This window comes from Pseudooctadecabacter sp. (assembly GCF_020627745.1).
GTDB lineage: Bacteria > Pseudomonadota > Alphaproteobacteria > Rhodobacterales > Rhodobacteraceae > Octadecabacter.
On the sequence record NZ_JAHDGE010000012.1, the window covers coordinates 48,432 to 59,650 of the forward strand.

13 protein-coding genes are annotated in these 11,219 nt (G+C 61.5%); 7 read left to right on the top strand and 6 right to left on the bottom strand.

What is annotated here, in order from left to right; translation table 11 throughout:
• Positions 1–18 precede the first annotated feature (18 nt).
• On the top strand, positions 19–1,326 hold the full coding sequence (phaZ, locus tag QZ653_RS07305) for a polyhydroxyalkanoate depolymerase (protein WP_296419008.1): 1,308 nt from the start codon (positions 19–21) through the stop codon (positions 1,324–1,326).
• A gap of 13 nt (positions 1,327–1,339) precedes the next feature.
• Here phaZ and QZ653_RS07310 read toward each other — a convergent pair whose 3' ends face one another.
• From QZ653_RS07310 to QZ653_RS07325, 4 genes are all read right to left on the bottom strand, one after another.
• A complete protein-coding gene (locus tag QZ653_RS07310) occupies positions 1,340–2,050 on the bottom strand; it encodes an alpha/beta fold hydrolase (protein WP_296419010.1) in 711 nt (236 codons plus the stop codon).
• An 81-nt stretch (positions 2,051–2,131) separates the two neighbouring features.
• Positions 2,132–3,016, bottom strand: coding sequence for an alpha/beta hydrolase (locus QZ653_RS07315; RefSeq protein WP_296419013.1), 885 nt, complete (start codon positions 3,014–3,016; stop codon positions 2,132–2,134).
• Positions 3,009–4,352, bottom strand: a complete 1,344-nt coding sequence (locus QZ653_RS07320) for an MFS transporter (protein ID WP_296419015.1) — start codon at positions 4,350–4,352, stop codon at positions 3,009–3,011. The genes QZ653_RS07315 and QZ653_RS07320 overlap by 8 nt, the downstream gene beginning before the upstream one ends.
• A 114-nt stretch (positions 4,353–4,466) precedes the next feature.
• A complete protein-coding gene (locus QZ653_RS07325) occupies positions 4,467–5,210 on the bottom strand; it encodes an alpha/beta fold hydrolase (protein ID WP_296419017.1) in 744 nt (247 codons plus the stop codon).
• Between the two features lie 254 nt (positions 5,211–5,464).
• Between QZ653_RS07325 and thrS the strand changes: the two genes are divergently transcribed.
• The 5 genes from thrS to QZ653_RS07350 all read left to right on the top strand — a co-directional run bounded on the left by thrS (position 5,465) and on the right by QZ653_RS07350 (position 10,159).
• Positions 5,465–7,411, top strand: a complete 1,947-nt coding sequence (thrS, locus tag QZ653_RS07330; protein ID WP_296419020.1) for a threonine--tRNA ligase — start codon at positions 5,465–5,467, stop codon at positions 7,409–7,411.
• Between the two features lie 220 nt (positions 7,412–7,631).
• Positions 7,632–7,934, top strand: a complete 303-nt coding sequence (locus QZ653_RS07335; RefSeq protein WP_296419023.1) for a DUF2282 domain-containing protein — start codon at positions 7,632–7,634, stop codon at positions 7,932–7,934.
• Between the two features lie 92 nt (positions 7,935–8,026).
• The gene (locus tag QZ653_RS07340) at positions 8,027–8,875 is read left to right on the top strand and encodes a DUF692 domain-containing protein (RefSeq protein WP_296419026.1); all 849 of its coding nucleotides are present in this window, start codon (positions 8,027–8,029) and stop codon (positions 8,873–8,875) included.
• Complete coding sequence (locus QZ653_RS07345; protein WP_296419027.1) at positions 8,872–9,606, top strand: DNA-binding domain-containing protein; 735 nt, start codon at positions 8,872–8,874, stop codon at positions 9,604–9,606. Before QZ653_RS07340 ends, QZ653_RS07345 begins: the two co-directional genes overlap by 4 nt.
• A 13-nt stretch (positions 9,607–9,619) precedes the next feature.
• Entirely contained in the window at positions 9,620–10,159 is a 540-nt protein-coding gene (locus QZ653_RS07350) for a DoxX family membrane protein (RefSeq protein ID WP_296419029.1), read from the top strand.
• Here the strand turns inward: QZ653_RS07350 and QZ653_RS07355 are convergent.
• Together QZ653_RS07355 and QZ653_RS07360 are read right to left on the bottom strand one after the other, a co-directional pair.
• Complete coding sequence (locus QZ653_RS07355; protein ID WP_296419031.1) at positions 10,156–10,518, bottom strand: hypothetical protein; 363 nt, start codon at positions 10,516–10,518, stop codon at positions 10,156–10,158. The two genes, QZ653_RS07350 and QZ653_RS07355, sit on opposite strands and share 4 nt — an antisense overlap.
• Positions 10,518–10,841 (bottom strand): arsenate reductase family protein, encoded by a 324-nt coding sequence (locus QZ653_RS07360; protein WP_296419033.1) that lies wholly within the window; start codon positions 10,839–10,841, stop codon positions 10,518–10,520. The genes QZ653_RS07355 and QZ653_RS07360 overlap by 1 nt, the downstream gene beginning before the upstream one ends.
• Before the next feature lie 166 nt (positions 10,842–11,007).
• On the opposite strand from QZ653_RS07360, the gene QZ653_RS07365 reads away from it, so the two are divergent.
• On the top strand, positions 11,008–11,214 hold the full coding sequence (locus QZ653_RS07365; RefSeq protein ID WP_085863253.1) for a cold-shock protein: 207 nt from the start codon (positions 11,008–11,010) through the stop codon (positions 11,212–11,214).
• The last annotated feature ends 5 nt before the right edge of the window (positions 11,215–11,219 follow it).

Genomic DNA, 11,219 nt, shown 5'->3' on the forward strand with positions numbered 1-11,219 from the left:
ATGAAAGTGAGGCTTCTGATGCGTTATATGGCCACCTACGACTTGATGGAAACCATGCGCAACACCAATGAATGGCTGGGCGCATCCGCGCGCGCCATGGCGTCCTATCCCGCCTTCGCCCTGTGGCCCAATCCGGCGATGGAAATGATGCGCGCATGGGGTGAAGTCACGGAACGCAGTTTCGCCCGCATGGTGGCCAAACCTGACTGGAACATCGACAACTTCACCGCCGAGGATGGCCGTGACCACATCGTGTCCACCCGCAAGATGGTCGAAAAACCCTTTGGCGATCTGATCCACTTTCGCATCGCAGGCCGCCATACGCGCAAGCGCAAGGTCCTGCTGGTCGCGCCGATGTCGGGCCATTATGCGACCTTGCTGCGCAAGACCGTGATTTCCCTGTTGCCCGACTGTGAGGTCTATATCACCGACTGGCACAACGCGCGCGACATCCCTGTCAGCGCGGGCAAGTTCGATGTCGAGGATTACACCCTTTATCTGGCGGATTTCATGCGCATTCTGGGGCCGGACACCCATGTGATTGCCGTCTGCCAGCCCGTTCCGCTGACGCTGGCCGCGACGGCCTATCTGGCGGATGTGGACCCTGACGCGCAGCCGCGGTCGCTGACACTGATCGGTGGCCCTGTCGATCCCAATGCCGCGCCGACCGAGGTGACCGATTTTGGCCATTCGGTCACGATGGGGCAGTTGGAAGAAACGATGATCCAGCGGGTCGGCTTCAAATACGACGGGGTGGGCCGGATGGTCTATCCGGGTCTTTTGCAACTGGCATCCTTCATCTCGATGAACGGCGAAACCCATGCCAAGGCGTTTCAGAACCAGATCATGGCCGTCGCCAAGGGCGAGGCATCCGATCACGACAAACACAATCTGTTCTACGACGAATATCTTGCGGTCATGGACATGACGGCGGAATTTTATCTGTCCACAGTCGAACGTATCTTCAAGAACCGCGAAATTGCGAAGAACGCTTTCGTGGTGGATGGCAAACAGATTGATTTCGGAAAGATTACGAATGTCGCGGTCAAGATTGTGGAGGGTGAGAAAGACGACATCTCTGCCCCCGGTCAATGTCTGGCGGCCCTTGATCTGCTGACCGGTCTGGACGACAGCAAGAAGGCCGCCCACCTTGAACCGGGTGCCGGTCATTACGGTATTTTCGCAGGCAAAAGCTGGCGCAACAACATCCGGCCACTCGTGCTGGAATTCATCGACGCCAATGCCAGCGGTCCGGCCACCTCGAAAGGGCCTGCGACCGTGGCCGCTGTCAAATCGGCTGCAAACAAGAACAAAAAGGCGGTCTGACCGGCGTCACGGATCAGCGCAGCACAAGCGGCTGGCGCATCCACGCATAAAGCGCTTCGGTCACGCCTTCGGGGTCTTCCAGCATGGACATGTGCCCGACCCCGTCCAACACGCCCAGTTTGGCGTAGGGGATCAGTTCTGCCATAAATTCCTGCCGTTTTAACGGAACGACCTGATCGTCCGATCCGGCCAGAACAAGGGTCGGCTGCGTGATGCGCCGCAATGTGCCCTGCTGGTCGCGCCGGCGTTGCATCGCGCGTTCCTGCCGCACGTAAATGTCAGCCCCCAGCGACAGCGCCATATCCTGAAGCTCTGCCATCGCCGCCTGCTGGCGCAGCCCCGGACCGACGTAGCGGGGCAGAACCTCGGATTGGAGCATCCCGTCAAACCGGCCCGCCCGTGCGGCGATCATGCGCGGCTCGCGGTCGGCTGCCTCTTGTGGGGTGTCCATCAGCGCATTGGTCCCCAAAAGCGCCAGCCGGATCACCCGTTCGGGCGCGCGACGCGCCAGTTCCAGCGCAACAATGCCGCCCATGCCATGACCACACAGGGCAAATTTCTGTGGCAGGGACGACAACAGACCCGACGCAATTTCCTCGATGCGGTCGCCGGTGCACACCGGGGCGACCGTCACCGGGCGCTCATAACTCAAAACCGTCAGCTGGGTGGCCCAGACGCGCGCGTCGCACATCATGCCGGGCAATAAAACCAAGGGTTCTGCCATCTTCGCCTTCCGGATCGCGGGTTTGCCTGTCGCGGCGATTGTTCATGCCCTCACCCCAGACGCAACCCCTTTTCGGACCTGCTAAAGGTGTTTCGCCCATTGGGTCAGACGGGCGGCCAGCGGCGCCGTTTGCGCGGGGCTGAAAACATCCCCCGCCATGACATGACCCATGGCGTCATCGTGCGGCCCGCGCACAAGCACATCTTCGGTCACCGGCCCACCCCACCGGCGCATCACCTTGCGGGTTCTGGCCGGATGCACGACCTGATCATCCTCGCAAAAGGCGAAATAGGCGGGCGCGCGGATGTCCTCGATCGGGGCCGACAGGGCGGCGCGCACGGCATCCGCCATGGTATAGACGGCCCTGCTGTCGTACCGGACCGTCCACAAGGCCGCGTGATCATCCGATATGGGATCAAACGACCTCTCGCGGCCCGCGACAAGATGACCCCAACGCCGCACACCGGGCATCTGCAACAGCATGTGGGCTGCGCGGTTGCGCAATCCGAAATTGGGGGAGATATGGATGACCCCCTTGATATCGTCGCGCCGGGCGGTGGCCTCTGTCAGCAGGGTGCAGCCGGTGGAACACCCCATAACGATCATTTCCTCGCCCAGCGCCTGCCCGATGGACAAGGCCTCCGCCACATCAGCCTGCCAGTCGGACAGCCGCGCGCGGCCCATGGCTGCCCCGTCCTGTCCGTGGCCTGTCAACCGCGCAAAATAAAGGTTCGCCCCAAGGGCTCTGGCAACCATATCCGGCAGGGGCCTGACCTCGGCTGCGGTGGCCGAAAATCCGTGGACATAGACAATCGACAGGTCCGTTCTGACGCCCGCTTGCCCCGCCCAGACCAGATGTTTGCCGCACCCTGCGCGCACGCCCCCCGCCTTCGCCTCACAGTCGGCCAGCCAGTCTTCCAGGCCGTCAAGATCGGGCTGCGGTGGCAATTCAGGGCTGTCAGACACTCTGCAACACCTTGCGCGCAAGGGGCTGATAAATCGCCAGAAGCAAGATCGCGGAGACCGCAAGGATGCCGGCAGGCACCAAGGTGACGGCCCAGTGCAGCGCGTCCAATGCCTCCGGTGTCTGGTCCACCCGTCCCAGTGTCGTCTCAACCCAGCCATACGCACTCAGGATCAGGCCCAGCACCAGCGGCGCAATGGCGTTGGCGGCCTTCTGTCCGAACAGCCAGATCGCGGAAAACGCGCCCTCGATCGCCTCGCCCGTTCGGGCGCGGGTGACATCCATCAGGTCGGGATAGATCGCCCATGGGATCTGCTGGTAGGATCCGTTGGTCATTCCGGCAAGAACGAACATGCCCGCCACCACCGTCACATTGGTCGATGGCAGAACGGCATAAAGCCCGTACAGCAGGGCCACATACAGCATCAGCCCCACGAAAAGCGCCCCGACCTTGCCCAGCCGCGCAGAGGCATAGACCCAGCCGGCCTGGCTCAGGATGGATCCAACGGTGAACGCGGCAAACATCAGGCTTAGCACAGTCAGCGCCACCGCCGCCCCCGACAGCGGCGTGTCACCGGTGTCATTGACCAGATAAAGCGCGGCAAAGGGCAATCCGGCGGTGATCAACGCAATGGCCAGTGTCATCACACCGTACAGAACCGCCAGCGTCACAAAGGCCCTGTTTGAAAAGACCAGCGTCATCATCCGCCACGGACTGACCGAGGATGGCGTGTCAATGCGCGGCGCCCGGCGGGTGGAAAAGACTGACAGCCAGATTGCGCCGATGATCAGCGGGCTGACCGTGAGGGCCGCTGACCCGTACCCCGATCCCGCCGCAATACCGGGGATCAGCGCCCCGCCCACCAGAATGCCCACGCTGGCAAACCCCATGCGCCACGCGGTCATGGCGGACCTTTCGCGCGGGTCCTGCGTGACTTCCCCCGCCATGGCACCGTAGGGGATTGCGACCATGGTAAAGCCCAGCGTCGCCACCATGAAAAAGCCCAGCACCCAAGGAAGGGCTGCGGTCCCGGTGAGCCCGCCCGGCGTGGAAAAAAGCCCCACCATGCCGGCCACCATCACAACCGCCCCTGCCACCATCCACGGCGCGCGGCGGCCCCAGCGCGTGTTGGTCCGGTCGCTCAGGTACCCCACAAGAGGGTCCGTGATCATGTCGAAAATCAAGACGGCGGTCGTGGCCAGCCCCGCAACCTCGACAGGGACCCCCAGTACGGACGTCAGATAGGCAAAGACCAGCAGCTGTTTGACCACCACGAAGACCACAACGCCCATATCGGCAAGGCCCCATCCGGCCTTTTGTCCCATCGTCAATGCCATTGAATGCTCCTCCCAAAGCGTTTGGCAAAGCCTAGACAGAACTGTCCCCGTCCCCAAAGCAAAACGTGGGGTCACACCAAAATTCACCGAATTTTGGTCTGCGGCCACCGGCCCTTAAGGCGCGTCCGCCAGCACTTCGTCCAGCGCGGTTTCAATGACGGTCAGGCAGTCGGGTGCGGAAAACGAATGATCGGCCCCTTTGACAAGGGTCAATCGCGCGTCGGCGCAGGTCATGTGGTCCAACAGCCGCGTGCCCCAGTCCACCGGCACCGATGTGTCTGCCGTGCCCAGCACCAACCGCACAGGACAGTTCAGGACAAGCGGGTCACGCAGGACCAGCCGGTCACGGCCCTCTTCGATCAGACGTTTCGTGATGATGTAGGGCTCGCCATACTCCGACGGCAGGGCGACGCGGCCCTCGCGCATCAGCTTCGCGCGCATCAGGTCGTCAAAACCCGCCCAAAAGCCGTCTTCGGTGAAATCCGGTGCCGCCGCAATCCCCACAAGTCCGGCCACGCGATCCGGCATGTCCCGCGCAATCAGCAGCGAAATCCAACCGCCCATGGAGGACCCGACCAGCACGACCGGCCCGTCGATCCGGCCCAAAACTGCACAGGCGTCTTCAAACCAGTCGCCAATGGCGCCGTCTGTAAACTCCCCACCGCTGGACCCGTGGCCGGAATAGTCAAACCGCACAAATGCCTGGCCCCGCGCCTGCGCCCATTTTTCCAGAAACAGGGCTTTTGTGCCTTCCATGTCGGACTTGAAGCCCCCCAGAAAGACCACCGTGGGGCCGCTGCCTTCGGTCATGTGATAGGCGATGTCCCGCCCGTGGTTGGTGGTAAATGTTTCCGGCATCCGGCCCTCTTTTCGTGTCTTTGTGTGGCAACCCTATCTTAGGGCACGGGGGCGGTAAAACATGCGAACATCCGTGGGCGGAACTTTGCACGGCGACCGGGTGACGCCTCCGGCGGAGGTATTTGAGAACCAGAGAAAACACAGGCGCGCCCGTGGCTGGTTGACGGCGCATGCCACATCCGCCAAAAGCCAATGACATATTGAACCCGCAACCGGACGCTTCGTAGGCGTCAAACCGACGAGGAGCCAAGCACATGGCCCAGATCTCCCTTACATTCCCTGACGGCAATGCGCGTGACTACGATGCAGGTGTCACTGCGGCCGATGTCGCCGCATCCATCGCGACGAGCCTCGCCAAAAAGGCGATCAGTGCGACCGTGAATGGCGAACATTATGATCTGCAGTGGCCGATCAATGCCGATGCCAGCATCGCCATCAACACCATGAAGGACGAGGCCCCCGCGCTTGAGCTGATCCGCCACGATCTGGCGCATATCATGGCGCGTGCGGTGCAGGAAATCTGGCCGGACACGCAGGTCACCATCGGCCCCGTGATCGACAACGGCTGGTACTATGATTTCGACCGCAAGGACCCGTTCACGCCCGAAGACCTCTCCGTCATCGAAAAGAAGATGAAAGAGATCATCAACAAACGCGACGCCGTGCGCACCGAAGTCTGGGAACGTGAAAAGGCAATCCAGTATTACAAGGACCGTGGTGAGCCCTATAAGGTCGAACTGATCGAAAGCATCCCCGGCAATGAAGACCTGCGCATGTATTGGCATGGCGACTGGCAGGACCTGTGCCGTGGCCCGCATTTGCAGAACACCGGTCAGGTGCCGGGTGATTCATGGAAACTCATGTCCATCGCAGGCGCCTATTGGCGTGGGGATTCTGACCGCGCCATGTTGCAGCGCATCTATGGTGTGGCGTTCCAGAACAAGGAACAGCTGCGCGCCCATATGAATATGCTTGAGGAAGCCGCAAAGCGCGACCACCGCAAGCTGGGCCGCGAGATGGACCTTTATCACATGCAGGAAGAGGCCCCCGGTCAGGTGTTCTGGCACCCCAACGGCTGGCTCATCTACACCCAGTTGCAAGACTATATGCGCCGCAAACAGCGTGCAGGCGGATATGTTGAGGTGAACACCCCGCAGGTCGTGGACCGCAAGCTGTGGGAGGCGTCGGGCCACTGGGAGAAGTACCAAGAAAACATGTTCATCGTCGAAGTGGACGAAGACCACGCCCGCGAAAAGGCTGTGAACGCCCTGAAGCCCATGAACTGCCCCTGCCATGTGCAGGTCTACAACCAAGGTCTGAAATCCTACCGCGACCTGCCTTTGCGCATGGCGGAATTCGGGTCGTGCAACCGCTATGAACCCTCAGGCGCGCTGCACGGCATCATGCGCGTGCGCGGGTTTACGCAGGATGACGGGCACATCTTCTGCACCGAAGAACAGATCGAATCCGAGACCGCCGAGTTCATCAAGTTCCTGTCTGAGGTTTACAAAGACCTCGGGTTTGAGAACTTCAGCGTCAAATTCTCCGACCGGCCCGACACCCGTGCGGGTTCCGATGAGGTCTGGGACAAGGCCGAGGCCGCGTTGTTGCAAGCCACTCGCGCTGCTGGGATTGAACCAGAACTGAACCCCGGTGAAGGCGCGTTCTACGGTCCCAAGCTGGAATTCGTGCTGACCGACGCCATTGGCCGCGACTGGCAGTGTGGCACGCACCAAGTGGACTTCGTGCTGCCCGAACGTCTGGACGCGACCTATATTGGCGCGGACGGTGAAAAGCACCGCCCTGTCATGTTGCACCGCGCGACATTGGGCAGTTTTGAGCGGTTCATCGGCATCCTGATCGAAGAACACGCCGGTAAACTGCCGTTCTGGCTGGCCCCGCGTCAGGTCGTCGTGGCCTCGATCATCTCGGACGCGGATGACTACGTGCATGAGGTCGTGGCCGCGTTGAAGGCCGCAGGCGTGCGCGCCGAGGCGGATATCCGCAACGAAAAGATCAACTACAAGGTCCGTGAACATTCACTGGGCAAGGTGCCGATCATTCTGGCCTGCGGCGGGCGTGAGGTTGAGGAACGCACAGTCTCCGTCCGGCGGCTTGGCGAAAAGCAGACCTCTGTAACATCCCTGACCGAAATCGTGGACGAATTGGCGAAATCCGCCACACCGCCCGATCTTTTGTAACAAACCGCGTGATCGCAATGTTACAGGCCCGGCCTGCGCGCAAACCCGCCGCAGGCCGGGCCTTTGTTTTTAGGGGTTTTGGGTCGCGCTACGGCTGACGAAACCTAACGGACGTGTGATGCACGGCCCCGTGAATAGCTTGTTAAGGCATGGTCAGCCTAATGTAGGTCAGTCGCCAGTCACGGCGCTTCACTGCAACAAACCAAATGGGAAACCTACCATGTCCAAGACAACCACAACCCTCGCCCTTGCCGCGTCTGTCGCCACAGCCATCGCAGGCCTGTCCACTGCGGCCCACGCCCAGTCCAACGAAAAATGCTACGGCGTGTCGCTGGCCGGTGAAAATGACTGTGCCGCAGGCCCCGGCACAACATGCGCAGGCACATCCACAGTAGACTATCAGGGCAACGCCTGGACCTTCGTGCCAGCAGGCACCTGTGAGACCACATCCATCACCGACGCCGCCGACGGTGTTGAGCGTATGGGGTCCCTGGAAGAGCTTGACCGCGACATCCCTGCATAAACGCAGCCCCCCGTGTTTCATAAACCCCGTGTTTCATGACAAAGACGCCCATCCACACTAGGGTGGGCGTCAGTCCATAAGGAGCCTTCAGCATGTTTGACGCCACGCGACCCACCCTGCCAAACCGTCCGGGCGTCGGATACAAGGCCCAGCATTTCAGCGATATCATGGACGATGCAGGCCCCGTGGGCTGGCTGGAAATCCACGCTGAAAACTACATGGGGATGGGCGGCCGCCCCTTGGCGCAACTGCGCGCCCTGTCTGAAAAATTTGCCTTTTCCGTCCACGGTGTGGGCCTCAGCATCGGGGGCGAAGGCCCGCTGGATGCGGACCATCTGGCCCGTCTGAAAACCCTGTGCGACTGGCTGCAACCGGCCAGCTTTTCCGAACATCTGGCGTGGTCCACCCATGACAGCGCGTTCCTCAATGACCTTTTGCCCCTGCCCTATACGGCGGCCACGGTAAAACGGGTCGCGGATCATATTGATCAGGTGCAGGCGACGCTTGGGCGTCAAATGCTGCTGGAAAATCCCTCCAGCTACCTCGCCTTTGCCGAATCCGACATGTCCGAGACGGATTTTCTGGCCGAAATCGCCGCCCGCACGGGTTGTGGCCTGCTTTTGGATGTGAACAACGTCTTTGTCAGCGCCACGAACCTTGGCTATTCGCCGCAAGGCTACATTGACGACTACCCCCTTGATCACGTTGGTGAAATTCACCTCGGCGGTCATGATGAGGACGAGGATGAGACCGGCGCGCCCTTGCTGATCGACAGCCACGGGGCCGAGGTTGTGGACCCTGTCTGGGCGCTGCTGGATTACACGCTGGCCCAATCCGGGCCGAAACCGCTGTTGATCGAATGGGACACCGATGTTCCCGAATGGTCGGTGCTGGTGGAGGAAACCAAACGCGCCGATGCGGCCCTGAAGGTCACGGCATGATCACCACCCAATCCGAATTTCGCGCGGCCCTGATGGACCCGCAACAGCCGCCGCCCGAAGGCCTGCGCAATCCGGACGGCGCGCAGGCGACAAAGCGGTTCGACGTCTACCGCAACAACGTCGCCGTCAGCCTGACCGACGCGCTTGAGGCCGCCTTTCCGGTCGTTCACAAACTGGTCGGCACCGATTTTTTCCGCGCCATGGCAGGGGTTTACCTGCGCGCGCATCCGCCAAAATCCCCGCTGATGATGTTTTACGGCGACGATATGCCGGACTTTTTGGCAGGCTTCGGTCCGGCCCAATCCGTGCCCTATCTGCCCGATGTGGCACGGCTGGAACTGGCCCTGCGCCACAGCTACCACGCCGCAGATGCCACGCCGGTGTCCCCCGACGCGTTGGGCCAACTGCCGCCCGATACGCTGCCCCACGTGACATTCACCTTTGCGCCCTCGGTCCGGATCATCCCATCGACCTTTCCCCTGCGGGACATCTGGTGGTCCAACACCCACGGCGGTGACATCGCCCAAGGCGCGCAAGCCGCCCTGATCACCCGCCCCGAATTCGACCCCACGGTCGATGCCCTGACACCCCGGCAAGCCGCCGTCGCGCAGGCCCTCATGTCGTCCGAGCCGCTGGGCCATGCCCTGCGCCACGGTGGGGCTGGCTTCGACCTTGGCCCTCTGCTGGGGCTTTTGCTCGCCCGCAACGCCATTACCTCCCTCAAGACCTGAAAGAAGACCCCCCATGATTGCCCTTTATGACCGCACCGCCCACGCCCTGAACGCCTCCGCCGGTGTGATCCTGCCCACACTGGCCCGCTTCGTCTTTGCGGCCACCTTGTTGTTTTACTTCTGGAATTCCGCTGGCACCAAATGGGACGGCACCCCCTTCACCCCCGGTGTAGGCGGCTACGCACAGATCTTCCCCAAAGCGATGGAGGCCGTGGGCTATGACATCAGCCAGATGTCGGTCTTTCACTGGGCGGTCGTCGTGGGCGGCACCTTGGCCGAATACATCCTGCCCCTGCTGATCGTGATCGGCCTGTTTACGCGGCTGGCGTCCCTCGCGATGATCGGCTTCGTCGTGGTGCAATCGCTGACCGACCTTTACGGCCACGGCGGCATCGAACATGCGGAGACGTTGGGCGCCTGGTTCGACAACCTGTCAAACGGCGCGATCCTTGATCAACGCGCGTTCTGGGTGCTGCTGCTGGTGACGTTGGTCCTCAAAGGGGCCGGCCCGCTGTCCGTGGACCGTATCCTGAACCGCAGCCGCAGCTACTAGAAATGCGCCTTGTCCTCATCGGGTTTGCCCGCCGCGATCGCCAATAGACCGCCCAGGCCCGCAAATCCGATGGGGAACATCGTGGCCACGTTGAACCCGAAGGCCGCATAAAACGCCCCTGCCCCCAGCACCATCGCGATCCCGCCCCACAAGGCGCGGGATTTTGCCATGGCCCCGCCCGCGATGCACAACAAAGGTGCGATGAAAGACGCGAACTGTACGAAACCGGGGTTGTCGAACAAGGTCGCCTGCGCCTCTGGAACGCGATTGGAAAACTCCACCGCCGCGAACCCGAAGAGCCCCACAAAAATACCGATCAGCCCGCCGATCAGCCCCAAAACCCCTGCCGCATTGCGCATCAGTTGACCCCCAGTGCCTGTTTCGTGTCGTCGGTCCAGCCCTGCAGCCAGACGCCATCACGGTCGATCACGGGGCGTTTCAGCAAGGTCGGGTGTTTCTTCAACAACGTGTCCAGATCCAGCGATTGTTCGACCTCGGACAGGCCCCGCCACGTGGTGGACCGTTTGTTGATCACCGTCTCGCCAAAGGCCGCCACCATGGCCGCGCGGTCGTCGTCGCTGACCCCATCGGCACGCACGTCGATCACCTCGACCGCGTGTCCGTCCAATGCTTTCAATGCCTTGCGGCAGGTATCGCATGTTTTCAAGCCAAAGAACCGCATGAGTGCCTCCGATTTAAGCGTCACGCCAACGGGGCCTCGCGTTCACGCCCCCTGCGCGGATTTGTCATTTGCATTTTGCGCAGCAGCCCTAACCTTAAAGACAGTACCGCGCCTCATGTGTCATGTGACCCTGACCGCGCCAAAGATCAAGTGAAGGAGACGGATCATGCCCAAAGGCACCGTTAAGTGGTTCAACACGACCAAAGGCTACGGCTTCATCGCGCCGGAAGACGGCGGGTCGGACATTTTCGTACATATCTCAGCGGTGGAGCAGTCGGGCATGACCGGCCTGGCCGACGATCAACCGGTCGAGTTCGACCTGATCGAGGGCCGCGACGGCCGCAAAATGGCAGGAAACCTGAAAGCGGTCTAACCCGC

Excerpts from the sequence above, each read along its gene's own strand:
- QZ653_RS07320 (WP_296419015.1), bottom strand. The coding sequence starts at position 4,352 with ATGGCATTGACGATGGGACAAAAGGCCGGATGGGGCCTTGCCGATATG.
- phaZ (WP_296419008.1), top strand. The coding sequence starts at position 19 with ATGCGTTATATGGCCACCTACGACTTGATGGAAACCATGCGCAACACC.
- QZ653_RS07335 (WP_296419023.1), top strand. The coding sequence starts at position 7,632 with ATGTCCAAGACAACCACAACCCTCGCCCTTGCCGCGTCTGTCGCCACA.
- QZ653_RS07345 (WP_296419027.1), top strand. The coding sequence starts at position 8,872 with ATGATCACCACCCAATCCGAATTTCGCGCGGCCCTGATGGACCCGCAA.
- QZ653_RS07350 (WP_296419029.1), top strand. The coding sequence starts at position 9,620 with ATGATTGCCCTTTATGACCGCACCGCCCACGCCCTGAACGCCTCCGCC.
- QZ653_RS07310 (WP_296419010.1), bottom strand. The coding sequence starts at position 2,050 with ATGGCAGAACCCTTGGTTTTATTGCCCGGCATGATGTGCGACGCGCGC.
- QZ653_RS07365 (WP_085863253.1), top strand. The coding sequence starts at position 11,008 with ATGCCCAAAGGCACCGTTAAGTGGTTCAACACGACCAAAGGCTACGGC.
- QZ653_RS07355 (WP_296419031.1), bottom strand. The coding sequence starts at position 10,518 with ATGCGCAATGCGGCAGGGGTTTTGGGGCTGATCGGCGGGCTGATCGGT.
- QZ653_RS07360 (WP_296419033.1), bottom strand. The coding sequence starts at position 10,841 with ATGCGGTTCTTTGGCTTGAAAACATGCGATACCTGCCGCAAGGCATTG.
- thrS (WP_296419020.1), top strand. The coding sequence starts at position 5,465 with ATGGCCCAGATCTCCCTTACATTCCCTGACGGCAATGCGCGTGACTAC.
- QZ653_RS07325 (WP_296419017.1), bottom strand. The coding sequence starts at position 5,210 with ATGCCGGAAACATTTACCACCAACCACGGGCGGGACATCGCCTATCAC.
- QZ653_RS07340 (WP_296419026.1), top strand. The coding sequence starts at position 8,027 with ATGTTTGACGCCACGCGACCCACCCTGCCAAACCGTCCGGGCGTCGGA.